Origin of the sequence: Paraburkholderia sp. RL17-381-BIF-C, from assembly GCF_046026435.1 — a bacterium.
In the GTDB taxonomy this organism is placed as follows: domain Bacteria; phylum Pseudomonadota; class Gammaproteobacteria; order Burkholderiales; family Burkholderiaceae; genus Paraburkholderia.
The window spans coordinates 38,346-64,862 of record NZ_JARESX010000039.1; the positions used below are offsets into that span (position 1 = coordinate 38,346).

The 26,517-nt window shown below is 62.4% G+C and carries 20 protein-coding genes and 1 pseudogene; 4 read left to right on the top strand and 17 right to left on the bottom strand.

Features of this window, described 5'->3' with window-relative positions:
• From P0D70_RS22855 to uvrA, 5 genes are all read right to left on the bottom strand, one after another.
• Positions 1 to 429 carry an ExbD/TolR family protein gene (locus P0D70_RS22855; protein WP_011487696.1) on the bottom strand — a complete coding sequence of 143 codons (429 nt, stop codon included), beginning with the start codon at positions 427 to 429 and terminating at the stop codon, positions 1 to 3.
• Positions 430 to 487: 58 nt separating this feature from the next.
• Positions 488 to 910, bottom strand: a complete 423-nt coding sequence (locus P0D70_RS22860; RefSeq protein ID WP_012432473.1) for an ExbD/TolR family protein — start codon at positions 908 to 910, stop codon at positions 488 to 490.
• A 12-nt stretch (positions 911 to 922) separates the two neighbouring features.
• Entirely contained in the window at positions 923 to 1,828 is a 906-nt protein-coding gene (locus P0D70_RS22865) for a MotA/TolQ/ExbB proton channel family protein (RefSeq protein ID WP_091795332.1), read from the bottom strand.
• A gap of 76 nt (positions 1,829 to 1,904) precedes the next feature.
• Positions 1,905 to 2,615 carry an energy transducer TonB gene (locus P0D70_RS22870; RefSeq protein WP_408186142.1) on the bottom strand — a complete coding sequence of 237 codons (711 nt, stop codon included), beginning with the start codon at positions 2,613 to 2,615 and terminating at the stop codon, positions 1,905 to 1,907.
• A gap of 978 nt (positions 2,616 to 3,593) precedes the next feature.
• Positions 3,594 to 9,479 carry an excinuclease ABC subunit UvrA gene (uvrA, locus tag P0D70_RS22875; protein ID WP_408186143.1) on the bottom strand — a complete coding sequence of 1,962 codons (5,886 nt, stop codon included), beginning with the start codon at positions 9,477 to 9,479 and terminating at the stop codon, positions 3,594 to 3,596.
• A gap of 484 nt (positions 9,480 to 9,963) precedes the next feature.
• Between uvrA and P0D70_RS22880 the strand changes: the two genes are divergently transcribed.
• Complete coding sequence (locus P0D70_RS22880) at positions 9,964 to 10,458, top strand: tlde1 domain-containing protein (RefSeq protein WP_091800645.1); 495 nt, start codon at positions 9,964 to 9,966, stop codon at positions 10,456 to 10,458.
• Positions 10,459 to 10,819: 361 nt separating this feature from the next.
• Here P0D70_RS22880 and cuyB read toward each other — a convergent pair whose 3' ends face one another.
• From cuyB to P0D70_RS22900, 4 genes are all read right to left on the bottom strand, one after another.
• Positions 10,820 to 12,316, bottom strand: a complete 1,497-nt coding sequence (gene cuyB, locus P0D70_RS22885; RefSeq protein WP_408186144.1) for a cysteate racemase — start codon at positions 12,314 to 12,316, stop codon at positions 10,820 to 10,822.
• A gap of 153 nt (positions 12,317 to 12,469) precedes the next feature.
• Positions 12,470 to 13,783 carry an MFS transporter gene (locus P0D70_RS22890; protein WP_408186145.1) on the bottom strand — a complete coding sequence of 438 codons (1,314 nt, stop codon included), beginning with the start codon at positions 13,781 to 13,783 and terminating at the stop codon, positions 12,470 to 12,472.
• A gap of 57 nt (positions 13,784 to 13,840) precedes the next feature.
• Positions 13,841 to 15,070 carry a CaiB/BaiF CoA transferase family protein gene (locus P0D70_RS22895; RefSeq protein ID WP_408186146.1) on the bottom strand — a complete coding sequence of 410 codons (1,230 nt, stop codon included), beginning with the start codon at positions 15,068 to 15,070 and terminating at the stop codon, positions 13,841 to 13,843.
• Positions 15,067 to 16,833: an acyl-CoA dehydrogenase family protein gene (locus P0D70_RS22900; protein ID WP_408186147.1), complete on the bottom strand. Its 1,767-nt coding sequence runs from the start codon at positions 16,831 to 16,833 to the stop codon at positions 15,067 to 15,069. Before P0D70_RS22900 ends, P0D70_RS22895 begins: the two co-directional genes overlap by 4 nt.
• A 122-nt stretch (positions 16,834 to 16,955) precedes the next feature.
• On the opposite strand from P0D70_RS22900, the gene P0D70_RS22905 reads away from it, so the two are divergent.
• Entirely contained in the window at positions 16,956 to 17,882 is a 927-nt protein-coding gene (locus P0D70_RS22905; RefSeq protein ID WP_091795359.1) for a LysR family transcriptional regulator, read from the top strand.
• On the opposite strand, the gene P0D70_RS22910 is transcribed toward P0D70_RS22905, so the two are convergent.
• Positions 17,852 to 18,169 carry a single-stranded DNA-binding protein gene (locus tag P0D70_RS22910; RefSeq protein ID WP_091795362.1) on the bottom strand — a complete coding sequence of 106 codons (318 nt, stop codon included), beginning with the start codon at positions 18,167 to 18,169 and terminating at the stop codon, positions 17,852 to 17,854. The genes P0D70_RS22905 and P0D70_RS22910 overlap by 31 nt on opposite strands.
• A 144-nt stretch (positions 18,170 to 18,313) precedes the next feature.
• A complete protein-coding gene (locus tag P0D70_RS22915; protein WP_091795365.1) occupies positions 18,314 to 19,213 on the bottom strand; it encodes a LysR family transcriptional regulator in 900 nt (299 codons plus the stop codon).
• A gap of 137 nt (positions 19,214 to 19,350) precedes the next feature.
• On the opposite strand from P0D70_RS22915, the gene P0D70_RS22920 reads away from it, so the two are divergent.
• On the top strand, positions 19,351 to 20,094 hold the full coding sequence (locus P0D70_RS22920) for an SDR family oxidoreductase (RefSeq protein WP_408186148.1): 744 nt from the start codon (positions 19,351 to 19,353) through the stop codon (positions 20,092 to 20,094).
• A 113-nt stretch (positions 20,095 to 20,207) separates the two neighbouring features.
• Here the strand turns inward: P0D70_RS22920 and P0D70_RS22925 are convergent, their stop codons facing one another.
• From P0D70_RS22925 to P0D70_RS22935, 3 genes are all read right to left on the bottom strand, one after another.
• Positions 20,208 to 21,233: an aldo/keto reductase gene (locus P0D70_RS22925; protein WP_408186149.1), complete on the bottom strand. Its 1,026-nt coding sequence runs from the start codon at positions 21,231 to 21,233 to the stop codon at positions 20,208 to 20,210.
• An 89-nt stretch (positions 21,234 to 21,322) separates the two neighbouring features.
• The gene (locus tag P0D70_RS22930; RefSeq protein ID WP_408186150.1) at positions 21,323 to 23,056 is read right to left on the bottom strand and encodes a tetratricopeptide repeat protein; all 1,734 of its coding nucleotides are present in this window, start codon (positions 23,054 to 23,056) and stop codon (positions 21,323 to 21,325) included.
• A 185-nt stretch (positions 23,057 to 23,241) separates the two neighbouring features.
• The gene (locus P0D70_RS22935; protein ID WP_408186151.1) at positions 23,242 to 23,805 is read right to left on the bottom strand and encodes a DUF4142 domain-containing protein; all 564 of its coding nucleotides are present in this window, start codon (positions 23,803 to 23,805) and stop codon (positions 23,242 to 23,244) included.
• Between the two features lie 424 nt (positions 23,806 to 24,229).
• On the opposite strand from P0D70_RS22935, the gene P0D70_RS22940 reads away from it, so the two are divergent.
• On the top strand, positions 24,230 to 25,201 hold the full coding sequence (locus tag P0D70_RS22940) for a chemotaxis protein (protein ID WP_408186152.1): 972 nt from the start codon (positions 24,230 to 24,232) through the stop codon (positions 25,199 to 25,201).
• Here P0D70_RS22940 and P0D70_RS22945 read toward each other — a convergent pair.
• From P0D70_RS22945 to P0D70_RS22955, 3 genes and pseudogenes are all read right to left on the bottom strand, one after another.
• Positions 25,155 to 25,706: an OmpA family protein gene (locus P0D70_RS22945; RefSeq protein ID WP_408186153.1), complete on the bottom strand. Its 552-nt coding sequence runs from the start codon at positions 25,704 to 25,706 to the stop codon at positions 25,155 to 25,157. The genes P0D70_RS22940 and P0D70_RS22945 overlap by 47 nt on opposite strands.
• Complete coding sequence (locus P0D70_RS22950) at positions 25,609 to 26,277, bottom strand: M35 family metalloendopeptidase (RefSeq protein WP_408186154.1); 669 nt, start codon at positions 26,275 to 26,277, stop codon at positions 25,609 to 25,611. Before P0D70_RS22950 ends, P0D70_RS22945 begins: the two co-directional genes overlap by 98 nt.
• Before the next feature lie 13 nt (positions 26,278 to 26,290).
• A pseudogene (locus P0D70_RS22955) lies at positions 26,291 to 26,517 on the bottom strand (hypothetical protein); the annotation flags it as partial.

Genomic DNA, 26,517 nt, shown 5'->3' on the forward strand with positions numbered 1-26,517 from the left:
CTATTGCATGTACTGCTCATTACCGATCAGGCCGATTTTCGTCGCGCCCAGTCGTTGCGCGGACGCCATCACCTCCGCGACATCCTTGTACGGCACCAGCTTGTTCGGCCGCAGATGAATTTCGGCCTGAACCGGTTCAGCCGCCACTTGAGCGAGCCTGGATTCGAGCGCAGCACGATTCGGCACTGGCTGACCGTTCCACGTGGTCGTGCCGTCGAAGTCGATATCGATCTGCACTACTTCAGGTTGCGTGATCGGTGGCGGTGGATTGCCGACCGGCAGGTTCATCTTTATGGCATGGGTCTGAATCGGAATCGTGATAATCAGCATGATCAGCAACACCAGCATCACGTCGATCAGCGGTGTGGTGTTGATATCGACCATCACGTCCGGTTCACTGCCGCCGCCCGACGATACATTCATTCCCATTCTCGGCTCCTGTCGATCGGACTTAGTGCTTTAGCACTTAGTCCGGTCCCATGCAAAGTTAACCACCGCGCGCTGGCGGCTCCGTGATAAACGAAACCTTCGCGATACCGGCACGCTCGCACTCGGTAATGACCCGGCCGATGAATTCATAACGCGCGCTCTGGTCACCCCGAACATGCACTTCCGGTTGCGGCGTCATGACCGACACGGTCTTCAGGCGTGCCAGCAGCGTAGGCGCATCGACCTGCTTCTCGTTCCAGAAGAAATCGCCGTCACGGTTGACCGCAATGACGATACTCTTGGGGGTGGTCTGCAGTGGCTGGATCGTCTCCTTCGGCAATTGCACCGGCACCGTATGCGTCACGACCGGAATCGTGATCAGAAAGATGATCAGCAGAACCAGCATCACGTCGACGAGCGGCGTGGTGTTGATACTGGAGATGACCTCGTCGTTGTCGTCCTGCCCAACGCTCATTGCCATGACGGACTCCGCTTATTGAACCAGCGACGCTTCGCGAGCCGCGGCGCGCGCCGGGCGGCGGCTGCCGGCCAGCAAGACGGTATGCAGTTGCGCGCCGAATGCACGCACACGCTCCATCACCGACTTGTTGCGGCGAACCAGGAAGTTGTAGCCGAGCACGGCGGGCACCGCCACCGCGAGACCGATGGCGGTCATGATCAGCGCCTCACCCACCGGGCCCGCGACCTTGTCGATCGAAGCCTGGCCGGCAATGCCGATCGCCGTCAGCGCGTGATAAATGCCCCACACGGTGCCGAACAGGCCGACGAACGGCGCTGTCGAACCCACCGTACCGAGGAAAGCCAGGCCGTCTTGCAGACGATTCGACACGTTGGTGATCGCACGCTCGACCGAGGTATCGATCCAGGTATTTCGGTCCACGGCTTCGAGCAGCGCTTCGTCGTGGTGCTCGCCAGCCTCGATAGCCGTTTCGGCGATGAAGCGGAACGGCGACGCTTCGTCGAGGCGCTGCGCGCCTTCAACCAGTGACGGCGCGGTCCACAATTGCTCATCGGCGCTCTTGGCCCGGCGGTTCGCGCGGAACTGCTCGACGAACTTGGTGATCATGATGTACCAGCTACCCATTGACATGAGCACCAGCAGAATCAGCACGAAGCGAGCGACGAAGTCGCCGTTCTTCCAGAGTGCGCCGAGGCCGTATGGGTTATTGACGGTTTCGGACGTGGCCGGCGCCGGCGGCGGGACCGCTTCGTCGGCGGCCGAACTCGCGGTTTGCGGCGCGGCCGTGGCCGGCGCGGCAGCTGACGCCGAGGCGTCGCTGGCCTGTGCGTGGGCCATTTGCGGTGCAACAAAGGTATCCACCGTAGTTACGGCGATCAACATGCTTGCCGCCAGTGCGGCGAGAGTACGCTTCTTCATGCCTGCTCCAAGTTCATTAGTACAACTTCCAAACTAAGACTGATAAATCGCTACCGGTACCGAACAGCCTGTGAATTCAGTTCAGGTTAAACGAGAACGGAACTTGCACACGGACAGCCTGGCCTTGGGAAACGCACGTGAACTGCTTGACCGCGTTGAATGCAGCACGATCCAGCGAGGAGTCGTCTGCGGATTTGGCAACACGTTCATTCGTAATATGGCCCTGCGGGTCGACGACGAATTCAATGAGAACATCACCCGTTACGTTGTTTTCCTGCGCTTCCTTCGGGTAGCGAATCGACGAACGGATCTGATCCGAGTTCGGGCACACGACTCCGACTTCTGTACTCACAGGCTTGCTCGGCGCGGGCGGTGCCGGCGGTGCGGGCGGCGCCACGGCAGGTGCCGAGACAACCGGTGCGGCCTGATGCGCAATGGTCGGCTGCGGCGGCGTTTGCACCTGCACTTCGGGCGGCGGCACGAACGGCGGCGGCGGCGGCGCGAATTTCGGCGGCGGCAGTTGCACCGTAGGCAGCGGCGGCGGCGGTGGCGGCTTCACCGGCTCGATGATCTTCGTTTCGATAGGATGTTGAATGACCTGCACGACCTTGGTGGCAAGGCCATTGATCAGTGCGTAGATCAGCACGATATGCAGGAGCAGAACGACTGCGATGCCGCCAAAGCGGCGTACTGGGTTTTGCTGTTTGCGCCCAAACTCTCGCGGGCGCCCTGGCCTCTCCATATGGGCCGTTGCTGCCGGAAATTGCCCTTCGACTTTCGTACCCACCTTTACTCCTCCGGCGTGAACCGTTCATTTCTGTAACTGCAGTGCGCTTACATACCGCAAATAACATTCACTTCAATCATCCGGCGAACGACTACCCTTGGTTCGCAGTCCAAAATGGACGCAGCACTCCCCGGCCTCGATCCGACGAATCGGACGTGACTCAAGGAGGCTGCGGCCGCATGTCATGCGAGCCTGAAAGCCGATCTAAGTAGAACTACTAATAGATTAAATTTGAACCGCCAACTTCTGCCTTGCATGAACGCTGGAGACAACCTGATCGATGTGTGTCGTAACGCCTGGAACTTTTTGCGCGAACGTCACATGCGTTTCATGGGAGGCAAAGATAGCAGGACAAAAAATGTCCGGTCAAACTTTTTTTGATGGCGGCATACTTAGTTTAGAGAGATAACTCTAACTCGCCGCGAATTGGCGCCGCTTTAAAAGAATAAGTGTATGTCGAGCAGATAAGCATTCGACGTTTTATGCCCGAGAATTGGGATTTCTCTGCACTTACAACGTGCACCGATGCACTTGAATCTGCCGGCGGCATGCTCGTCGACAACGCCAGGAAGTCCACCGGGCAAGCCTTTCCGCGCGGGCGCACAGTAATTCGAGCGGATCGCGATCAGTTTGTTTGTCTGGATGGTGAGTCGCCGGGGCGAGACCGCCGCCGATGGCGAGACGATAGCAGAAGGAAAGCAGCGTTTAAAAATACTTTTAGCGCTATTTACGACACTCTAAATACGCATTCCAATTACGCCTTAACCTTAATTACAAATTAATTCCAATAAATTACATTATGCCAACAAACCGGACAATGATTGCGGGTAGGTTGAATTCGCATGGCGCGTTTCGGCACCTGGCGCCGAACGAGTTGCGCATATCAGCAACGTCTGGGGCGAGCTTGCATGAACTGCCGGAGTTCAACGAACGGAAAAAGAGAGCGGCGCAAAGTTGATTGCGCCGCTCTCTGTTGCATCAACCGTTCGTACCTTCGCCCGTTACCATGAGGTCGTCGTTCCGCGATCGCGCCAGAACGGGCCGCAACGCAGCGCCTGTATGACTCGCGGCAACGCGAGATAGTCCTTCGGGGTCCGTAGCAGCGACAATCGACCCACCGCCGACCCCACCTTCCGGACCGAGATCGATGATCCAGTCCGCCTCGGCGATCACATCGAGATCGTGCTCGATGACAACGACACTATGGCCGCCGTCCGCGAGACGATGCAGAACGCGAATCAGTTTGGCCACATCCGCCATATGCAGGCCCACGGTTGGTTCGTCCAACACATATAGGGTGTGTGGCGGCTTCTGTCCGCGCCGGGTAATGTCGTCGCGCACTTTGCTCAGTTCGGTGACGAGTTTGATGCGCTGCGCTTCGCCGCCCGACAACGTGGGCGAAGGCTGACCCAGTGTGAGATAACCGAGCCCAACGTCTTTCATCAACTGCAATGGATGTGCGATGTTCGAGATGGGCGCGAAGAACTCGACGGCTTCGTCGATTTCCATGGTCAGCACGTCACCGATATTCTTGCCGCGCCATGTGACCGCGAGCGTTTCCGGATTGAAGCGCTGCCCGTGACATACGTCGCAAGGCACCTTCACGTCGGGCAGAAAGCTCATGCCGATGGTGCGCACGCCCTGCCCCTCACAGGCCGGACAACGGCCTTCGCCGGTGTTGAACGAGAAGCGCGAGGCCGTATAGCCGCGCGCACGCGCTTCGAGCGTGCCAGCGAACAGCTTGCGGATCGCGTCCCACACGCCGATGTACGTGGCGGGACACGAACGCGGTGTCTTGCCGATCGGCGTTTGATCGACTTCCAGCACGCGGTCGATGCTCTCCCAGCCAGTGATCGCATCGCAGCCTTGCCAGGCATGCGTCACATTCAAGGGTGCGCGCGGCGCCGTGCGTGCCAGCACGCTGGAGCGCCGGTTCGCAGCGGGTTTCTCCTCGGCCGCCGCGCGCGCGCGGCGCGTGGCCGGCGACGACAGCACCGAACGTCCGACGGCATCCAGCAAATTTGTCATCAACACGTCGCGAGCAAGCGTCGACTTGCCGGAACCGCTGACGCCGGTAATCGCCACCAACCGCGAGAGCGGAATGCCGACCGTAACGTTGCGCAGGTTGTGCAGTTTGCCGCCGTGTACCGTCAGCCAGTTTTCCGGCACAGCGGCCGTGCGCTTGCCCGGCGCGACCACTTCGCGGCGCGGCTGCAACGGATGCACGATGGGGTGGGCGAGAAACTGTCCGGTCAGCGAATCAGGATGCGCCGACAGGTCCGCCACGCTGCCCTGTGCCACCAGCGTACCGCCGCGCTTGCCCGCGCCCGGCCCGATGTCGATGATGTGATCGGCACGCCGGATGGTGTCCTCGTCATGTTCGACGACCACCAGCGTATTGCCCTTTTCACCCAGCTTGCGCAAAGCGTTCAGCAGAATCTGATTGTCACGCGGATGCAGACCGATGGTGGGTTCGTCGAGTACGTAGCACACGCCTTGCAGATTGCTGCCGAGTTGCGCGGCAAGCCGGATGCGCTGCGCCTCGCCGCCCGAGAGGCTTGGCGCGGCGCGATCGAGACTCAGATAACCGAGCCCCACTTCTTCGAGGAACTGCAGGCGGCTGCCGATTTCACTGATCACGTCGCGCGCGATTTCCGCGTCGCGGCCGGTCATTTCCAGCGTGTCGATCCACGCGCGCGTGTCGGACACGGTCCATTGCGCGACATCGACAATGGCCTGCGCGTCGAACGTGACCGCGCGCGCGGTGGGATTCAGACGCGTACCCGCGCAATCCGGACACGGTTCATCCACGAGACCTTCGGGTTCCTGCTCTTCCGAAGGCAGACTCTGTTCGCGGCCGCGATTGTCGTCGACCACGATCGTGTCGTCGTATGCCGCGCGCTGCTCACGCGTGAGCGCGAGGCCCGTGCCGACACAGGTGGTGCACCAGCCATGCTTGCTGTTGTACGAGAACATGCGCGGGTCGAGTTCCGGGTAGCTCGTACCGCACACCGGACACGCGCGCTTGGTGGACAGCACCTTCACGGCACCAAGGCTGGCCGTGGGACGGCCGCCGCTGATCGCGTCGTGCAAACCGTCGAGCGGCGCCAGCAGATGCATCACACCCTTGCCGACCTCCAGCGTCTGATCGAGCGCCTGACGCAATTCGGTTTCATGGTCCGGCGAAACGACGAGGTCAGCCACCGGCAATTCGATCGTATGCTCGCGGAAACGGTCGAGCTTCGGCCACGGGTCCACCGGCACGAACTCGCCATCCACGCGCAGATGCGTATTGCCGCGCGCTTTCGCCCACTTGGCAAGATCCGTGTAGACGCCCTTGCGATTCACGACCAGCGGCGCGAGAAAGCCGACATGCTGTCCCTTGTGATCGCGCAGCAACTGCGCCGCGATCGACTCGACGCTTTGCGACGTGACCGGCGTGCCGTCGTGAATGCAATGCTGCAAACCGAGCTTCACATACAGGAGACGCAGGAAGTGCCACACCTCGGACGTGGTCGCCACGGTACTCTTGCGGCCGCCGCGCGAAAGCCGCTGCTCGATCGCGACAGTCGGCGGAATACCGTACACCGCGTCGACCTCGGGCCGCCCCGCCGGCTGCACGATGGAACGCGCGTAGGCGTTCAGCGATTCGAGGTAACGGCGCTGCCCTTCGTGGAACAGGATGTCGAACGCGAGCGTGGACTTGCCCGAACCGGATACGCCGGTAATGACGTTGAATTTGCCGTGCGGGATGTCCACGTCCAGCGCTTTCAGGTTGTGCTCGCGTGCATTGACGATGCGCACCACGTCCTCGCCTTCGATCGCCCGGCGCGCACGCGCGGCGCTCAGCGCCTTTTGCAGCGGAATGCCTTGCGACGCCGGCTCTTCCGCCGCGCTCATGGCGCGGTCGTATTGCAGCAGCGCTTCGCCCGTATGCGATTCCGCACACGCCTTGACGTCTTCCGGCGTGCCGGCGCACAGCACTCGCCCGCCGCCGTCGCCACCTTCGGGACCGAGGTCGATCAGCCAGTCGGCGGCGCGAATCACGTCGAGGTTGTGCTCGATCACGATCAGCGAATGACCGCTTGCGAGCAGTTTGCCGAACGCCTGCATGAGCTTGGCGATGTCGTCGAAATGCAGGCCGGTGGTCGGTTCGTCGAACATGAAGAGGCGTTTTGCGACCGGCTGCTTCGCGCTGCGCGCGGTTCGCGCCTGAGCCGATTCCGCGAGGAACCCGGCGAGCTTGAGCCGTTGCGCCTCACCGCCTGACAGCGTGGGCACCGGCTGGCCGAGCTTCACGTATTCGAGGCCCACGTCGACGATCGGCTGCAGCACGCGCAACACTTCGGCGTCTTTGGCAAAGAAGGTGATCGCTTCGCTCACCGTCAATTCCAGCACGTCGGCAATGCTCAGCGTGCGCGCCGGTTCGCCGCGCTCGATTTTCACTTCGAGCAGTTCCGCGCGATAACGGCGACCGTCGCAATCTGGGCAACGCAGATACACGTCGCTCAGGAACTGCATTTCGATATGTTCGAAACCGGAGCCGCCGCAGGTCGGGCAACGGCCGTCACCCGAGTTGAAGCTGAACATGCCGGGGCCGTAACCGCGTTGTTGCGCGAGCGGCGCCTTGGCGAACAGTTTGCGGATTTCGTCGAACGCGCCGACATAACTGGCCGGGTTCGAACGCGCCGTCTTGCCGATCGGCGATTGGTCGACGAACACCACGTCGGTGACCTGATCGGCACCGCTCAGGCTTCTGAATGCGCCCGGCGATTCGGTGGCGAGTCCGAAGTGCCGCGCCATGGCGGGATACAACACGTCTTGCAATAGCGTGGATTTGCCGGAACCCGACACGCCCGTCACGCAGACGAGCCGCTCCAGCGGAATCTCCACCGTGACATCGCGCAGATTGTGTTCGGTCGCGCCTTCGAGCACGATGCGCGGCGTGGCGGCATCTACCGGCCGCTGCGACCAGTGTGCCGCGTCCGCCACATGCCGACGGCCGCCGAGGTACTCGCCGGTAAGCGTGCCGGACGAACGGATAGCCTCGGGCACGCCGTCGTAAATGATCGAACCGCCGCGCTCGCCCGGCCCAGGCCCCATGTCGATCAGACGATCCGCCGCGAGCATCACGGAGGGATCGTGTTCCACCACCACCAGCGTATTGCCCGCGTCGCGCAGGCGATGCATGGCTTCGACGATGCGGTTCAGATCGCGCGGATGCAGACCGATACTCGGCTCGTCGAGCACGAAAAGCGTCTTGGTAAGCGACGTGCCGAGCGCCGTGGTCAGGTTGATCCGCTGCACCTCGCCGCCGGACAGCGTGCGGCTTTGCCGGTCGAGCGTCAGATAACCGAGGCCCACGTCGCACAGATATTTGAGGCGCGTGCGTACCTCGGCGAGCAGCAGTTTGAGTGCGTCGTCGAGCAACGCGCTCGGCAAGCTGATTTCGTCGAAGAAGCGCCGGATGCGCTCGATCGGCATCAGCATCAGGTCATGCACGGTCAGACCCGGCAACGCTTCGAGTTGCGCGCGCGTCCAGTCGACGCCGCGCGGCAGGAAGCGCTGCGCGGCCGGCAGCACGTCGTCCGCATTCGCCTTGCTGCCGAGGCGCCACAACAGCGACTCCGTTTTCAGCCGCGCGCCGCCGCAGGTTTCGCAAGGCGTGTAGCTGCGGTACTTGGACAGCAGCACACGAATATGCATCTTGTACGCCTTCGATTCGAGATACTCGAAGAAGCGTTTGACACCGTACCAGTGGCTTTGCCACTTGCCGTTCCAGTCCGGCGACCCGTTGATGACCCAGTCGCGCTCTGCGTCCGTCAGTTCGCCCCACGGCGTGCCGCGGCGGATGTCGGCTTTCGCCGCGTAGCGCATCAGATCGTCCTGGCATTCCTTCCACGCCGGCGTTTGCATGGGCTTGATCGCGCCATCGCGCAGCGTCTTGCGCGCATCGGGAATCACGAGGCCGAGGTCGACGCCGATTACGCGGCCAAACCCACGGCAGACTTCACACGCGCCGTACGCCGAATTGAAAGAGAACAGCGCGGGCTGCGGGTCCGCATAGCGCAGATCGCTTTCGGGACTATGCAACCCGGTGGAGAAGCGCCAGATTTCCGGTTCGCTTTCCTGAGCTTCCGGTCCTTCGGACGACGCCGGCAGCACGTAAATATTGACGCGCCCGCCGCCACGTTTGAGCGAGGCCTCGATCGCCTCGACCGCGCGTTGCTTGTCCACCGAACTCAGCCGGAAACGGTCGGCCACCACGTCGAGCAGCTTGCGCTTGCCGGTCGGCGAATCGACTTCGCGCTGCGCCTGAACGCGCGTATAGCCGCTCGCCGACAGCCACTGCTCGACTTCCTGCTCGGACGCGGACTCCGGCAGTTCGACCGGGAACGTGACGACGAGCCGCGGCTCGTTCTGCGCGGTGCGCTCGAGCAACTCGGCGTAGATCGTTTCGGGCGTGTCGTGCCGCACCTGGCGGGCCGTCTGGCGGTCGAACAGTTCGGCCGCGCGCGCGTACAGCAGCTTCAGGTGATCGTTGAGCTCCGTCATGGTGCCGACGGTGGAGCGCGAACTGCGCACCGGGTTGGTCTGGTCGATCGCGATGGCGGGCGGCACGCCGTCGACACGGTCGACTTGCGGCCGGTCCATGCGGTCCAGAAACTGCCGGGCGTAGGCGCTGAATGTTTCGACGTAGCGCCGCTGCCCTTCCGCGTAAAGCGTGTCGAACACGAGGCTCGACTTGCCGGAGCCGGACGGGCCGGTCACGACCGTCATTTCGCCGGTTCGTACGTCGAGGTCGACGTTCTTGAGGTTGTGCTGGCGCGCGCCGCGAATCTTGATAATGCCGTTAGATGCCAATTTTTCGACCGCCTGAATGAGTGGGCTACCTCTCACGGACGCCTCGCGACCGCGCAAGTTCAGTGCAGCGGGGCCGGCGGAGACGCACGCGGAGGCCCAGCTTGCAACGGGATACTATACTGTATATTTATACAGGTTTGGCCCGCAAGTCACAATTTCAAGTGTCTTGCCAGGAGCCGTCGGCGGCCAGGACCTGCTGTTCCGCCAGCACCAGCCTACCCGATCGGGCGTTACCGTGACCGGTCAAGACGCTATCCGAGACAACGCCCGAAACGCCGTTCCCACGGCCGGCGGTGGTTCGCGGCTCCGCGCGCCGCAGGGCCGCCGCTAACGACTGCAACGCGCGCATTCGTTGGGATCAATCACGGGAAGACGGTAATCGACTAGCGCGCCATTCCAAGCTTGCGCCCGATTGACAAATTTGCACAAGTCGCAGCCGCGACGCGGATAGTCTGAATCCCCTTTGATGACCAAAGAGGAATGCATGAGCAATTTGTACGCGTCGGAGCAGACTTACCCGAGATTACCCGGTTGCAAACGTTCAAGCCTCGCACTTGCTTTCAATGGGCATTCGCTAAGGATGACCGGTGGCAAGCGCTCCTACTTCTACTGGGCCGTGTCAGGTCACCCTTCGCCAGACGGTCGGTTCGACTATTCTTTGGACAGACAGCAGAAAAGTCAGGAAGGCCCAATCCCCGAAGGAGACTATTGGCTTCAGCCGTCGCAGATGTGGACCAATCGCTGGTACAACGTCGCACCGACCGCAGCATGGGGAGTTCACAGGATTACTATCCATGTATTTCCAACCACTATGACGTTTAAGCGTGGCGGCTTCTTCATTCACGGCGGCACGCACCCGGGCAGTGCCGGCTGTATCAACCTGCATGGTGGAATGGAGAACTTTGTGCGCGAACTCCAGGACGAAGTGAAAGCCGATCGAGACTGCTTCATCCTGCTAAAGGTCCGATACTCAAAATGATCAGAAATGGCCCAGGACGCATTTTATCCGTTGTTGTGGTGTGTGCCGTCCTGCTTGCCACAGGCGCGCTCAACGTATGCAATCTGACGGAGGCTTATGGCAGCGGCGCACCTTACTATTCCCGATCGATAAACATGGACAAGTGGACTGATCCGTTGCCCATACTTGGCGCCTTGGACGCCGCGGTGCTGTTCGCGGTCGTGCTCTGGGCATTGTGGTGGAGACGCACCGGCGCCCGGACGTAGACTGCGCCTCTGAAGCGCCGCTACACAGACGCGCTAGCGCCGGCGCGCCACCCTACGGTGCGGGCGGACTTGCTGCAATCGGCTCTTGACATCAGAGCCCGGCGCGACGTGCCCGCCTATCCGCAAACACTCTCAACGCTGATCCGTTGCGCCACCGGAACCCCCTCCAGCCCCGCGCTTTCCCCCAGCGCATACGCCACGCAGCGCCTCGCCAGCACCTCGGTCGGATCGACAAGCCGCACCACCCGCCCGCCCGCGCAGGCCAGCACGGCATCGCGCAATAGCAGCGGCAACTCGGTACAGCCCAGCACGATCACCTGCACGCCTTGCGCGACCAGATCGTTCACGGCCACGGCGAGGTCGTCGCAGCATTCGCCCGAGGTAAAGCCGGCCTTCGCGCCCTTCGGTCCGTAGACGGCGCGCATCAGTCGCGCCTGAGCCTGCTCGCCCGGCGCGATCTGCACGAAGCCACGTGCTTCGAGCGACCGTTCGTACACGCGGCTCGCGAGCGTGCCGGTGGTCGCCAGTACGCCGACTTCACGCAGACCCGGAAAGGTCTCGTGCAGATAATCCGCGGTACAGGTCAGCATATTCACGATCGGAATGCCGAGCGAAGGCTGGATCCGTTCGACGAACGCATGCGCCGTATTGCACGGAATCGCGATCAGGTCCGCGCCGCCCTCTTCGAGCGTCTTGCAGGCGGCGTAAAGCGCGAGCGTCGGATCCTCGCCGTTGCCGAGCAACGCGGCGGTGCGATCCGGAATCTGCGGATTCTGCTCGACCATGATCTTGATGTGATCCTGATCGCATGCGGCCGGAGTGTTGCGTACCAGCTTGGCCATGAAATCGACCGTCGCCGCGGGCCCCACGCCGCCCAGCACGCCTACCTTGAAGCGCCGCTCCGGCTGCGAATATTGGGCCGCGGCGACGTAGCGCGCGTAGACCAGATTGACGTCGACGAACGGCACTTCGAGTCGGCCGAGCGCGGGCGCGACCAGCGCGATCTCAACCAGCCCGGGCAGGATGATCTCCGCGCCCTGCGCAATGAGATCCGCGCACGCCGCGCGCAACAATTCGACCGGGCGGCCAAAAAGGCGGCCATTCCTGATGCCTTCGTCGCTAAAGACTGCGCTCGTCACACAGTCGAAGCCCGCTTCGTTACGTGGATGCAGCACGTCGAACTGCGCGGCGTCGAAATAACGCTCGAAAAGGCCGTTATCGCGGATGGCGTCCGAAGTCAGCACGCCGATCCGTCGCACCGACGGAAACGCTTGCCGCACATGCGCCGTCAGCGCCGTCATGATGTTGGCGACAGGCACGGCGACATTCGCCGAGAGTTCGTCGATGAAGGTATGACTCAGGAAACACGGCAACACGATCGCTTCGACACCGCGCTTTTCAAACGCGCGTAGGGTATCGAACACATGAATCTTGAACTGGGCGCTCACTTCGCTCTGCGGGGCGGGCCCCTGCCAGGACTGCTGCTCGAGAACGAGATCGAATGGACGCGCCGCGCCGTGTCGCTGCCAGGCAGCGTTCATTCTGCACAGGACATCGGCGCTGGCGAGTTGCGCCGCACCGGTCACGACGCCCAGCGAACGATAGCGATTCATGATGACTTCCCCTGTTTTTCTTGCCATCCGCTTTGATGGTAGGCGGCTTTGGCGCCACTGAGGATGACATTATGTCGGGGGAGTATGACGTGGGGTTAACCACGAAGCGCATATTTCCTCGCGTTTCCAGGCGTCGACGGCACGGATATCCCGCTAGGCCGCTTCGACGACGCCGTGCGCCGCCACGCGCTTGTGGCGCTCCAGCGTACTGATGCACACCAGCGACACCCCGGCCAGCACGCTATAGAACACGGCCAGCGGCCACCAGGCGCCCGGATATCGATGCGCGAGCAACGTTCCGATCAGGGGCGTGAGGCCGCCGGCCAGTGCGGCGCACACCTGATACGACAGCGAAATCGCCGAATACCTGACACGCACGGCGAATGCGGTCGACATGAACCCGGCCATCACCGCATACGAGCTCGACATGCACATCACCGCCAGCGCAATGCCGATCACGATCGCCACCGGCCGCCCGGTCGAAACGAGCGCGAACATGGGATACGGCGAGAGCATCGCCAACGCCGCCGCGCCCTTCAGGAATCGTCCGGTGCCGATGCGTTGGGCGAACCATCCCGAACCTAGTTGCGTGAACAACTGAATGAACGCCACGACGAACAGGCAATCGAGAATCAACGATCGATCGAGGCCGAGGGTCTGCGTCGTGTAATTGAGCATGAAGGTGTTGACGAACCACGCTCCGGCCACACCAATCACGTTCGCGCCGAGGCACAGCAAGAGCGTGCGCCACGCATCACGCACGACTTCGGCGACCGGTAGCGCGGCCACTCGCCGTTGCGCCTTCAGTGCATTGAATTCCGGTGATTCGTCAACGCCCGCCCGGACCAGCAGGCCGACCACTAGAAGCACCGCGCTCGCGAGAAACGGCAGACGCCAGCCCCAGGTGAGGAACGCATCCTTGTCCATCGAGGCCACCGCGCGAAACGCGAGCAGCGACAGAATCAGCCCCGCTGGGCTGCCGAGTTGCGCGAACGACGCAAAGAACGTGCGCCGTCCTTGCGGCGCGTGTTCGCTCGCCATCAACACCGCGCCGCCCCACTCGCCGCCGATCGCGATCCCCTGCGCGACGCGCAGCAGCACGAGCAGCACGGGCGCCCACACACCGGCGCTCGCATAGGTCGGCAGGAAGCCGATGCCGACAGTACCCACGCCCATGATCGCCAGCGTCGCCACGAGCGCTTTCTTACGGCCGATACGGTCGCCGAGGTGGCCGAACACCAGCCCGCCGAACGGTCGCGCGAAGAACCCGACCGCGAACGTGCCGAACGAAGCCAGCGTGGCGAAAAACGGATCGCTGCCGGGAAAGAACAGCTTGCCGAAGATCAGTGCGGACGCCGTGGCGTAGATATAAAAGTCGTACCACTCGATCGTGGTGCCGACAAAAGCCGCGGCTGCGGCGCGCGTGGGTTGCCGGCCTGCGGCGTGGACATCGGGCTCGCGATTCATGTCTCTGTCTCCTAGGTCTTTCTTCTGGATGGCGCGGCTTCTTCGTGCCGTCACCGCTCACTGCTGCGCTGATGCTGGGTGCCCGCCCGCTTTGAGCACGCCTGCTTCGAACAGACGCTGCTGGGTCGCGGAGTCGATACCCAATCTATCGAGCACGTCGCGCGTATCCGCACCGAGCGACGGCGGCGCACTGCGATACGTGGCCGGCGTGCGCGACAATTTGATCGGCGAAGCGGTGCCGCGATACTCGCCCATCTCGACCACCATGCCGCGATGCAAGGTATGCGGATGCCGTGCCACGACGTCGACGGTCTGCACCGGTCCGCACGGCACGCCCGCGTTGATCAGCGCGTGCGCGAGCGGTTCGCACTCGTGCGCGGCGAGCAGGCTTTCGAGCGCGGCCTTCAGCGGCTCGCGATGCGCGCAGCGGCTGCGGTTGTCGACGTAGCGCGGGTCGTCGGCGAGGTCGGGTGCGCCGAGATGCGAGCACAGTTTCGCGAACTGCCGGTCGTTGCCCACCGCGAGAAAGATCGGCGCGGTCGCGGTCCGATAGCTGTCGTACGGCGTGATGTTGGGATGCGCGTTGCCGCTGCGCTGCGGCGTGCGGCCCGAGCCGAAATAGTTCGGCAGATGCGGATGCAGCAGCGATACGCCGCAGTCGTATAACGCAATATCGATCGACTGGCCACGACCGCTCTGCGCGCGCTCGGCGAGTGCGAGCAGAATCCCGGCGAGCGCGTTCAGGCCGGTAACCATGTCGACCACCGGCAAGCCGACGCGTGTGGCCGGCCCGTCACGCTCGCCGTTCACGCTCATCAGGCCGGTCATCGCCTGAATCGCGGCGTCGTAGCCGGGCAAACCACCGAGCGGACCGTCGGGACCGAACCCGGATACGGCGCAATGAATCAGCTTCGGGAAGCGCTCACGCAAATCGCGCTCGTAGTCCATGCCCCAGCGCGCGAGCGTGCCGGGCTTGAAATTTTCGACCAGCACGTCGGCGTCTTCGAGCAGCTTCCAGAGAATCGCGCGGCCTTCGTCGCGCGAAAGATCGACCGCGATGCCCTGCTTGTTGCGGTTCACGCCCGCGAAGTACCACGCGGTGTCGCCATAAAACGGCGGCCCCCAGCCGCGGGTTTCGTCACCGTCCGGTGGTTCGAGCTTGATCACCTGCGCGCCGTGATCGGCGAGCGCCTGCGTGCAGTACGGGCCGCCGAGCACACGGCTCAGGTCGATGACTTTGATGCCCTGCAGCGCGCCTTGCTTGCCGTCGTTCACGTGTGTGGTCATTGCGCGCTCCCTGCCGGCAAGAGTTGCAGCGCCTCTTCAAGCGTCACGCTGCGGCCATTGACCAACGCATCGATCACAGCGCTTTCATCCGATGCCGAATGCAATGCCAGCGGATCCACGGGCAACAGCTTGTGCCGCACGACCAGATGAGCGAGCGCAAGACGCCGGTAATCGGGTGCGAAATGCACGCCTTCGCAAGCCATCAGCACGGCGGCGCTCGCGTGATACAACGCGGTGCCGGCCTGGCGAACCCATTCGTCGCAGCCGGAATCCGCCACCTTGGCCAGCGCATCGCACGCACGCGTGAGCGTCGAGCGCAGCAACGCGAGGCTGGCCGTCGGCAAACCCGCCGTGCCGAGCAGATCCTGCAGATAGGTGCGCAACGGTTCGAGCGCGCCGTCGCGTTTCGCCGCGCGCGCGATGTCGAGTGCGACGATGTTGCTCGTGCCTTCCCAGATCGAGCCGAGATGCGCGTCGCGCACGAGCCGCGCGTCGCTCCATTCTTCGATATAGCCGGTGCCGCCGCGCACTTCCATCGCGTCGCCGGTCACGCGGCGCGCGTCGCGGCAAGCGCGGAACTTGATGAGCGGCGTAAGGATGCGTACGCATTTAGCCGCCTGCCGGTCGCCTGCGTCGGCCTGGTGCAGCAGCTGTGCAATGCGCATGAACATTGAACGCGCCTGTTCGGCGGGCAGCATCATCTTGAGCAACTGACGCTGCATCAACGGCATATCGATCAGCTTGCGGCCGAACGCTTCGCGATGGCGGGCAATGTGCAGCGCTTCCGTCAGCGCACGGCGCATCAAACCCGCGGCACGCACACCGTTAGACAAACGCGACATGTTGATCATGTCGGCCATCTGATGAAAACCCCGCCCCACTTCGCCAATCAGATAGGCCACCGCGCCGTCCAGCACGATTTCGCCGCTCGCCATCGAACGACTGCCGAGCTTGTCCTTCAGACGCACGATCCGATAGCTATTGCGCGATCCATCCGGCAGTGTCTTCGGCAAGAGGAACAGACCGAGTCCGTTGATGCCGGGCGGCGCCGTGTCCGGACGCGCGAGCACCATCGCGAGATCGGCGTCGGCGTTCGAGCAGAACCATTTGTCGCCGTAGAGGCGCCACGTTTCTTCGCCGTTCGCATCGGTTCCGAGCGATGCGCGCGTGGCAATACGCGCGACGTCCGAGCCCGCCGCCTGTTCGGTCATGAACATCGCGCCCTGAAACAGCGTGTCGAAATCGCGCGAGGCGAGCATCGGCAGAAAGCGCGCGACCAGCTCTGGCGCGCCGAACTTGCGCAGCGTGCGCGTGAGCGAATCGGTCATGCTCACGGGGCAGCACAGGCCGAATTCCGCCTGCACGAACAGGAAGGTCAGCGCGTACTTGACGAGCGGCGGCGGTGAGGCTTTGCCCTCGTTCGTCTCATGACTCGTCGCGGCGAGTCCCAACTCCGCATATGCCACGCGTTCCAGCGCGACGTAATCGGGATGCTTGTCGATGCTTTGCAGTGCTTCGCCGCGCCGCGTGCGATGGTTCAATTGCGGCGGATGCTTGTCGGCGGACAGCGCCCAGGCGTCGAGTTCTTCGGAGGCACGCTGGCCCAGCGAAACGAACTGATTTTCGAGTTCGTGAAACAGCGTGTCGCCGAGATGCAGCTTGAGCAGACGCTCGAAGTCGGGATCGCTGGTGAAGAAGTTGATGCCCCGGCTGTCGGGAATGTTGGACGAGCCGTGTGCCGGCTGCGCGTCGTCTTCGCTCATGCTTGTCTCCATGCACGATAGTGCTAGTGAAAGGAGCATATGAGCGCCGACGATAATCGTCTAATACAACTTATGTCCGGTACGATAGACACAGCTTATCGATAAGAAACCGGGAGACAGCCATGGACCTGAAACAGTTGCGCTATTTCGTGGCGGTCGCCGAGGAGTTGCATTTCGGCCGCGCAGCCAAGCGGCTCTTCATTTCGCAGCCCGCCCTCAGCTTCGACATTCGCAAGTTCGAGGAGCAACTCGGCGTGCAGTTGCTCGCGCGGACCAACAAAACCGTGTCGCTGACCAACGCCGGGCAAGTGCTGCTCGGCGAAGCGCGCCGCCTGTTATTGCAGGCGAGCGAAGCGCAACGCATGACCGTTCGCTCGGCGCATGGCCTCGCCGGCCGCTTGCGCATCGGCTTCGTGAATTCGATGCTGTACCGCGGCATGCCGCAAGCAGTGAAACGCTTCGAGGCCGATTACCCCAGCGTCGAAATCGTCCTGAAGGAGATGAACACCAGCGAGCAGGTGCACGCAATCCAGCGGATGCAGATCGACATGGGTTGCGCGCACTGGGGCAATTTCCCGTCCGATGTCACTTCCACGCCGATCTTCTCCGAGCCGTTCCTGTGCTGTCTGCCCGCCGCTCATCCGCTCGCGCGCAAACGCAAGGTCGATCTGCGCGCGCTGGCGCAGGAACCGTTCATTCTGTTTCCACGTACCGTGTCGCCGCACTATCACGACCTGATCATCGCGCAGTGCGTGGGAGCAGGATTCAGTCCGCTGATTCGCCATGAGGCGCGCTTGTGGCAGACCGTCGTGACGATGGTCGGCTTCGGCATGGGCGTTGCGCTGGTGCCGTACACGTTGCGCCAGGTGCAGGATCCTCGCGTGTGTTTTTTGCCGCTAACGGGCGAGACGCTGTCATCGCAAGTGCTCCTTTTGCGCAGAAGCGGCGACGCGGAGCCTGTCGCCGAGCGCTTTGTCGAGTATCTCAGCGATGCCGGCGGCGCGCCGGGAGCCACGCGTCACTCGTCCGCTTCGCGGCGTCCTTCGTAGGCCGTTAGCAGCTTGTGGGCGACCATATCCACCGCCGGTTTGACGAGCCCGTTCTTGTCGGTCCAGACCTTGGGCGTCAAGGTGCCGCTCAGCGCGACGCTGTCCGCATCGCTCAACGCGAGCAGCGCGGTTTGCACGTCGTCGTCGAAGGCAATCACGTTGACGAAAATCGTGTCGCCGTCGTTGGTGGTCGCGCGCACCTTGCAGGTCACGAAACGCCTGCCGTTCTGCCCCGTGCGGATCTGCGCCTCGCCGTACAATCGCCCGCCCACCAGTCCATCGATCATTGCCCTGCTCCTTTTGTGCCGTACCGTACCGTGCAAAAGCAGAATCGCCCCGCACGGCGCGTATGATCCCACGAGAAGCCGCGCCGCCCGCATAAAAAGCCGCGCGATTGCGTGCGGCTCGGCGTATGGGCTGACGCCAGACGTTCAAGCCGCCGCGCGGCGCGGGCTGAAGATGTCGCTCAACCACTGCGCAAACACCCTCACTCGCGACGACAACTGACGGTTCTGCGGATACAGCACGGACACCGGCATCGGCGGCGGCGGAAAGTCCGCAAGAATGATTTTCAACTGGCCCGCTTCCAGCTCCGCCGCGACCCGGTATTGCGGCACCTGCACGATACCGAGCCCGGCAAGCGCCGAGCCGGTATAGAGTTCGGTGCCGGTCACCGACACCGCCGACGGCAGCACCGTCGCCACGATTCGCCCCGCCACGTTGAATTCGAGCGGTACGGCCTTGCCCGTTGCACTCGACACATAATTGACCGCCCGATGCGCGGACAGCGCCGCCGGATCGGCCGGCTCGCCATAGGCTGCGAGATACGCCGGACTCGCGACAGTGACTTGCGCTAGTTGCGCGACGCGGCGGCCCACCAACGTCGAATCCTGCAGATTGCCTGCTCGCAGCACGCAATCCACGCCCTCACGAACCAGGTCGACGAACCGGTCATCTTCGCCGATGGTCAATTCGATCTCGGGAAAGCGCGCGAGAAACGCCGGCAGCGCGGGCACCACGAAGTGCCGCGCCAGCGTGCCCTGCAAATTCGCCCGCAGCAGTCCCTTGGGCGCGAGGTTCGAAAACGAGCCCTCCGCCTCTTCCATGTCGGCAATCAGCCGCACACAGCGGCGGTAGTGCGCCTCGCCGTCGTGCGTGAGGCGCACCGTACGCGTGGTGCGTTCGAGCAGCCGCGCGCCGAGCCTCTGTTCCATGCGCTTCATCAGGTTGGTCACGGTGGCGCGCGGAATCTGCAGATCGTCCGCGGCGCGCGTGAAGCTCTGCCGCTCGGCGATCCGCACGAAAACGCGCATTTCCTCAAAACGATCCATGTTCGGTGCCTGGCGGGCGGGCTGCGCGCCCATTGTTAAAGCAAATGGAATGATGATGGCCAGTCTAACCGGATTATCTATGGGCGAAAAGCGTCCATGATTCAGCTCATCTACTCACCGGACCAAGGGAACGCCTCATGAACAAGCCTGCCCATACTCAAGTCGCCATCGTGACCGGCGCATCGCGCGGCATCGGCGCGGCGGTCGCGCAACGTCTGGCCAAAGAAGGCTTCGCCGTCGCGGTCAATTACGCGTCCAGCTCGGCCGAAGCCGACGCACTCGTGGCGGAACTCGCGGCGGCCGGCGCGCAAGCCGTCGCGGTGAAGGCCGACGTATCGAACGCCGACGACGTGTGCCGCCTGTTCGAGATCACCGAACAGCAACTAGGCAAGGTGGACGTGCTGGTCAACAACGCCGGCGTGCTCAAGACCATGCCGCTCGCCGACACCAGCGACGCGCTCTACGACCAGACCTTCGACATCAACGTGCGCGGCACTTTCAACACCTTGCGGGAAGCCGCCGCCCGCATGAACGATGGCGGACGCATCGTCAATTTTTCGAGCACAGCACTCGCGTTGAACATGCCTGGCTACGCGATCTACAACGCGACCAAAGCGGCGGTCGAAGCCTTCACGCACGTATTCGCCAAGGAACTGCGCGGCCGCAACATCACCGTCAACGCGGTGGCGCCGGGGCCGATCGCGACGTCGCTGTTCCTCGACGGCAAGACTGAAGAGCAGATCCAGACATTCGCGAAGATGCCGCCGCTGCAACGTCTCGGTCAGCCGGACGATATTGCGTCGGTCGTGGCGTTCCTCGCCGGTCCGGATGCGGGCTGGGTGAACGGTCAGATTTTACGAGCGAATGGCGGCATTGCCTGAAGCGTCCGGCCACTGTCACTACCGCGAACTTTTCACCGCTCCGGCCGAACTCGCGAGGCGATGTCGAACCGGAGCACCCGCCATGCAGGCCATTTCCGAATGAGCGCGCTGACTTACACCGCCTTCGGATTACGTTCCGCGAATCCTTCCTGATGCCAGTACGGATAAGCAGGACGCACGGCGCTCGCCGCGTCGAGCCTGGCCGCCTGCTCAGGCGTGAGATTCCAGCCCACCGCGCCCAGGTTCTGCCGCAATTGCTCCTCGTTGCGCGCACCGATCAGCACCGTCGACACGGTCGGCCGTTGCAGCAGCCAGTTCAACGCAATCTGCGGCACGGTCTTGCCGGTTTCGCCGGCTATCTCGTCGATCGCGTCGAGCACGCGGAACAGGTACTCGTCCGGCACCGGCGGCCCCATGTCGGCGGTTTTATGCAAGCGGCTCGAATCGGGCAACGGCTGGCCGCGCTTGATCTTGCCAGTGAGACGCCCCCAGCCTAGCGGACTCCACACCACCGCGCCCACACCTTGATCGACGCCGAGCGGCATCAGTTCCCATTCATAATCACGGCCCACCAGCGAGTAGTAGGTCTGATTCGCGACGTAGCGCGGATAACCGTAGCGGTCCGCTACGTCCTGCGACTTCATCAGATGCCAGCCGGAGAAATTCGACACGCCGGTATAACGGATCTTGCCGGCACGCACCAGATCGTCGAGCGTCGAGAGCACTTCGGCGACCGGCGTTCTGGCGTCGAAGCCGTGCAACTGGAACAGGTCGATGTAATCGGTTTGCAAGCGCTTGAGCGCGGCGTCCACCGCCTGGATCAGATGGAAGCGCGAAGAGCCGACGCTGTTCGGCCCATCGTCGAAACGGAAGGTCGCCTTGGTCGAGATGATCGCTTTGTCGCGCTTGCCCTTGAGCGCTTCACCGAGCACCGATTCGGACGCGCCGCTCGAATAGATGTCCGCGGTGTCGAACATGGTGACGCCCGCATCGAAGCAGATGTCGAGCAGCCGACGCGCCTCGGCGACGTCGGTCGCGCCCCACGCCTGAAAGAATTCGCCCTTGCCGCCGAATGTGCCCGTGCCGAAACTCAGCACCGGCACCTTGAAACCGGATGCACCCAGATGTCTGTATTCCATTTGATGAATCTCCGTGGCTTGACCGTCGATAAACGGACGATCAGTCTACGCGCGTCCGCGCAAACGCGCCGGGAGCAAGATCGGTGTCGCTATCGCGAGTGAGCGGTGCCCATAGCCGGTGCGCTCGACGCGGCCAGCGCGTCGCGCGCGGCCTGCATCACGCTGTCCCAATCGCCCAATGCGGGTTGCCTGAAAAGCCTCGCACCCGGATACCACGGCGTATCGGCGCGCTCCAGCATCCAGCGCCAGCAGGTGTCGAAGCGGTTCAGAATCCAGAGCGGCTTGCCGAGCGCGCCGGCCAGATGAGCCGTGGACGTGTCCACGGAAATCACCAGATCGAGGTTTGCGACCAATGCCGCCGTGTCGGCGAAATCGCCCAGCTCATCCGTGTAATCGACGATGCGGCCACTCAACCCGGCGTTATCGAGTTGCTGTGCCGCCGGCCCTTTTTGCAGGCTGAAGAACCGCACGTCCGGCACATCGAGAATCGGCGCAAATCGCTCGAGCGCGATCGAGCGGCGCGCGTCGTTCTTGCGAAGCTCCGCGACATGCGGCCGGTTTCCACCTGCCCACACGAGTCCGACTTTCAGGCGGCCGTCGTCTGCCACGTGAATTCGATCGCGCCATTGGCGAGCCGCTTCGGCATCCGCGAAGAGATAAGGCGTGGCAGACGGAATGCTGTCGATATCGGTTTTGAACGCGAGCGGCAAGCTCAGCAGCGGACAGTGGCAATCGAATGCCGGCAGCGTTTGGCCGGCTTCGATCAACTGGTCCACGCCGTCGAGCGTGCACATGATGCGCATCAATTCCGGCGGCACTTCGAGCACGACCTTCGCGCCGAGCTTCGACACCAGCGCGGCATAACGGCAAAACTGCAGCGTATCGCCGAGGCCCTGCTCCGCGTGCAACAGAATCGTCTTGCCGTCGATCGAAAAGTCCCCGCGCCAAAGGGGCTGCGCAAAAGTGCGCCGGCTTGCCTTGATCCGGCTGCGCTCCCAACGCCACTCATATTTCTGCCAACCGGATTCGAATTGCCCCATTTGCAGCAGACATAACGACGCGTTCCAATGCGTCTCGGCAGCCACGGGATTCGCGGCCAGTGCGCGTTCGTAACTCGATAGCGCCTGCGCGTGCTGGTTGAGATCGATTTGTGTGAGACCCAGATTGTTCCAGGCATCGGCGAACGCGGGGGCCAATTCGAGCGCGCGACGGTAGCTTCGTTCGGCTTCCTCCGGCTGGTTCAGGTCGCTGAACGCATTGCCGCGATTGCTCCACGCATCGGGATAATTCGGCTGCAATGCGAGCGCGTGATCGCAGCTCGCGAGCGCATCCGCGGGACGGCCCAGATCGCGCAGCACGCAGGCGCGGTTGTTCCAGGCCTGCGCGAAATCCGGCATCAGCGCGATCGCCCGATCAAAACTGCCGAGCGCGTCAAGCGGCCAGTTCAGGCCGGCTTGCGCGGTGCCGCGATTGTTCAGTGCGTCAGGGAATTTTGGCTGCAAGGCCAGTGCGCGATCGGCACTCAGCAGTGCTTCGTCGAAACGCTGCAAGGCGTTTAACGCATAGGCGAGGTTCGAATGAATCGGCGCCTGCTTTGCGTTGACAGCAAGCGCTTTCCTGAGCAGTTCGACGCCCTCTTGCAGACGGCCCGCTTGCAGCGCCAGCGCACCCAGCAATTGCAGCGCGTCGAAATGACGGGGTTTGAGTTCGAGAATCTCGCGATAGAGTTCTTCGGCCTCGGCGAATGCGCCGTTCTGCTGGAGCCCGACGGCTTGCCGAAGCATATGGTCCAACTGTTGTGGCAGATTGGCAGGCTTGCCCATGCGGAGAGCTTTGATCGAATGCGCGTGAAAATCGGGGAAGCTTTCGGAGCGCGCGTCGCGCGAGGTCACACGCGCAGCGAACTCCGAAAGAGCGAAGCCGATTATCGCCGAAAACAGCGCATTCGAACTGTCAAGCGTCGCGTCACGTCACGCCGCGACGTGACGCGTAGCAAAACGTTTGCCGCTTACTGCGCGGTAGTCGACAGATGTTTGCGCTTGGCGAGATCCTGTGCCATTGCGTAGTGCTCCTGGATAGTCGGCAGCGCCTTCTTTGCCGCGTCCTTCAACTGTTCGTCGCGGCCCGAAGCGATTTCCGCCTGAAATGCGGACAGTGCTTTCTGTTCGCCGGCGAGCGCGACCTGTTCGATATAGGCCTTGTCGAACTCGGCGCCACGCAGGTTATTGATGCTCGCGAGCACGGCCGCGTCAGGATCGTTCTTCGGCACATCGACCCCGCGCGGGCTGGCTGCGCGCAGCGCGTCGGAGATTTTCGCGTTGTCGGTGGAGACACGTTCGGCGAACGCCTTGACGTCGCGGTCGGTCGAGCGCGAGGTGGCGATGCGTGCGGCGTCGCGCTGCGTTGCGACGGCCTTGGTGCCGTCCGCGATGAACGTCTGATCGGCGGCATGCAGACGGCCGGCAGCCGCTGCGGGTGCTGCCGGCGCGCTTTGCGCATTGGCCGCAGTGGCGACGACGAGCAGACCGGCCATGCAGGCGCTGCTGAGGGTGGCGAGAGGCAAGCGGATCATACGTTCTCCTTGAGGTGGAAGCGAAACAACGGCAATGCGTGTGCGCATCGGGGGGCATGCCGGCTGCACAATGACCTTTCAGCCAGCTTTCCAGTCACTGACGGCGCCACGCTTTTATCGCTGTGCATTCTAGGAGCCATGCTGTGGACCATGTGATACGACGCTGTCGCTTCTGTAACCGCAGGTAACCTTCATATGAATGTCCTGGCGGTCGTGTATCGCGACCAGCGGGGTCGCGCCCCTTCGTGTTCACGTGGTGGCTCGGCTATAGACTGCGTGTTAACCAGAGAATGCGAGGAAAACAGCGTGCAAACGCTGAATTTTCCGCGCGCCGCGCCGATAACAGAAAGGTAGGGCGCGCGCCAGGGATCGAACGTAACGGTTGTATGGCGCATCACACGCACCGCAACCCTGGAGAGATGCAATGGCAGTAGAACACCGAGCAAGCGACGAACGCAGCAACCTGACGAGTTCCAACAAATTCGAGCTGCTGCTATACCGGCTGGGCTCCGTGCCCGGCAGCGACGCGCACGAGCTCTATGGCATCAACGTCTTCAAGGTGCGCGAAATCTCGACGATGCCGGCGGTCACGCCGATCGCCGGTTCGTCGCCGTTCGTGATGGGCGCGGTGGACATTCGCGGGCAGATCATCCCCGTTATCGACTTGCCGCGGCTGATGGGCTGCGAGCCGACGCGCGGTCTGAACATCTTGCTGGTGACGGAATTCGCGCGCTCCACGCAGGCGTTCGCGGTCGAGGAAGTCGACGATATCGTGCGGCTGGAGTGGAACCAGGTGTTGTCCGCCGAGGGCGCGGCCGGCGGCAATCTTGTCACGAGTATTGCGCGAATCGACGGCAATACGGGTGACTCGCGGCTCGCTCAGGTAATCGATGTGGAGCAGGTATTGCGTGACGTGTTTCCGTCACAGCATCCGAGTGTCGATCCCGCTTCGGTGGGAGAGGCGTTGGGTATCCGGCGTGGGGCGAAGATTCTTGCTGCTGATGATTCCGGGTTTGCTCGCAAGCTCATCGAGCAGGCTTTGAGCGCGATTGGGGCTGACTTTGTCATGACCAAGACCGGGGAAGAAGCGTGGAATACCTTGCAGCAGGTTGCTCGGGAGTCCGCGTCCAATGGAACGCGGGTGAAGGATAGTATTGCGCTGGTTTTGACCGATCTCGAGATGCCTGAGATGGACGGGTTCATGCTGACCCGGCAGATCAAGGCGGATGAACGGACTCGGGATATTCCGGTCATTATTCATTCTTCGCTTACCGGGGCGGCTAACGAGGCGCATGTGAAAAATGCCGGGGCTAATGGGTATGTGGCCAAGTTTGCCGCTGCTGAATTGGCTAATGCGATTCGGAATGCGCTGGGGGTGGTGCCTTCGGTTGCTTAGGCTCAGTAACGCCGCATGGGCTTCCGCAAGCTTCGGCCCCGCACGCGGGTTCGAATTCAACCTCGATCTGATTGCGCTCACCCAAGGGCACCGTCGAAGTAGTACGCCAGATTTTGGTATCGATATTGATGCGCTGCGGGGAGACGCCCAGGTTCTGAAGGTATTCGCTCACGGACTCAGCTCTATGTGTCGCGATCGCCGACGCGTCGTGTTCCCGCTCGTCCGCGAACCCGTAGATCACCACGGGACCATCGCCTGCGGCACTATCCCGAACGGTTATCAGCAGGTCCGCCAGTTTTACTCGATCAACATTGGAAAGAGCGGTTATGGATCGATCCATTTTCCCGCCGTACTGCAAAGCAAAACTACAGGCGTTAGCGTGGCCTGGGAAAGAAACGCCAATAATGCTAGTCAGTGCAAAGGACATACCAAGCAATATTGTCCGCGTTCTTGAGAGCCATTCCGGGTTCATCTTTTGCGAGGCGCCTGCCAAGGAATTGTCCATAGGTGTTTTTGTAGTCAAGCGATCCGAATGTGTCGATGAAATGCGTACATTCGTGGACGAGTGTAAGTTGTTTCGACGCGAGCGTACCGGCGCTCCGATCCGGTAACACACAGAAACCGGGATCGATTGCGATTGTATGGGTTGCTGTATCAGGGGCACAAACGTGCGCGACTTCGCCTGCAAGGTTTTTCGTGTTTGGCTTACAGCCGAGCGCTCTGTCCCTCTCGGGAGACGGACGAATGAAATTCTTCGCGCTCAGGATTTTCATTACAGACACAAGCGCCACCAGCCCATTCATCAATGCGGTTCTCGTTGTCTCGTCGGAAGTGCCAAACCATGTTCCCACGCGCTCTCGCGCCGCCGGCTGCCACGTTGATAATTCCTGTAGCCGCTGCGCAATCACCTTTACCGCCTCGTCACGCAGCGTCAGCACCTTCACGCGAAACTGCGCATCCGTCATATTCTCGCAGATCGGTGGCCCACCCATATCAACCAGCACATTGACATTCGAATTCGGGTTCGTGTTCGTTACTGCCGAATCATGAAGAGTCACGTATTCGTAATCTGACATTCTCATTTGTCTCCTATGAAGTAGCGACTTCGAGGTAAAGCCGTTTGATTTCATCGGTGGGGATGCGCTGCGTCCGCCCGTTAGCGTCAGTAGCACCGCTCAAAATGATCGTTGAATCGACACGCACGCGATATCGAACGCCAGCGAGCGGACAGCCATTGGAATCGGTGAGCGTATATTGTTCGTCGTAGCGATACGGTGGGCTATCGACCTCCGTTCCACCCGCACCCGAAAGGGCCA

Bases quoted from the DNA above. Each gene is read 5' to 3' on its own strand.
- P0D70_RS22880 (WP_091800645.1), top strand. From the start codon at position 9,964: ATGAGCAATTTGTACGCGTCGGAGCAGACTTACCCGAGATTACCCGGT.
- P0D70_RS22920 (WP_408186148.1), top strand. From the start codon at position 19,351: ATGAACAAGCCTGCCCATACTCAAGTCGCCATCGTGACCGGCGCATCG.
- P0D70_RS22925 (WP_408186149.1), bottom strand. From the start codon at position 21,233: ATGGAATACAGACATCTGGGTGCATCCGGTTTCAAGGTGCCGGTGCTG.
- P0D70_RS22945 (WP_408186153.1), bottom strand. From the start codon at position 25,706: ATGGACAATTCCTTGGCAGGCGCCTCGCAAAAGATGAACCCGGAATGG.
- P0D70_RS22915 (WP_091795365.1), bottom strand. From the start codon at position 19,213: ATGGATCGTTTTGAGGAAATGCGCGTTTTCGTGCGGATCGCCGAGCGG.
- P0D70_RS22910 (WP_091795362.1), bottom strand. From the start codon at position 18,169: ATGATCGATGGACTGGTGGGCGGGCGATTGTACGGCGAGGCGCAGATC.
- P0D70_RS22895 (WP_408186146.1), bottom strand. From the start codon at position 15,070: ATGACCACACACGTGAACGACGGCAAGCAAGGCGCGCTGCAGGGCATC.
- P0D70_RS22865 (WP_091795332.1), bottom strand. From the start codon at position 1,828: ATGAAGAAGCGTACTCTCGCCGCACTGGCGGCAAGCATGTTGATCGCC.
- P0D70_RS22860 (WP_012432473.1), bottom strand. From the start codon at position 910: ATGGCAATGAGCGTTGGGCAGGACGACAACGACGAGGTCATCTCCAGT.
- P0D70_RS22890 (WP_408186145.1), bottom strand. From the start codon at position 13,783: ATGAATCGCGAGCCCGATGTCCACGCCGCAGGCCGGCAACCCACGCGC.
- P0D70_RS22900 (WP_408186147.1), bottom strand. From the start codon at position 16,833: ATGAGCGAAGACGACGCGCAGCCGGCACACGGCTCGTCCAACATTCCC.
- P0D70_RS22940 (WP_408186152.1), top strand. From the start codon at position 24,230: ATGGCAGTAGAACACCGAGCAAGCGACGAACGCAGCAACCTGACGAGT.
- P0D70_RS22905 (WP_091795359.1), top strand. From the start codon at position 16,956: ATGGACCTGAAACAGTTGCGCTATTTCGTGGCGGTCGCCGAGGAGTTG.
- cuyB (WP_408186144.1), bottom strand. From the start codon at position 12,316: ATGAATCGCTATCGTTCGCTGGGCGTCGTGACCGGTGCGGCGCAACTC.
- P0D70_RS22855 (WP_011487696.1), bottom strand. From the start codon at position 429: ATGGGAATGAATGTATCGTCGGGCGGCGGCAGTGAACCGGACGTGATG.
- P0D70_RS22950 (WP_408186154.1), bottom strand. From the start codon at position 26,277: ATGTCAGATTACGAATACGTGACTCTTCATGATTCGGCAGTAACGAAC.
- P0D70_RS22935 (WP_408186151.1), bottom strand. From the start codon at position 23,805: ATGATCCGCTTGCCTCTCGCCACCCTCAGCAGCGCCTGCATGGCCGGT.
- P0D70_RS22930 (WP_408186150.1), bottom strand. From the start codon at position 23,056: ATGGGCAAGCCTGCCAATCTGCCACAACAGTTGGACCATATGCTTCGG.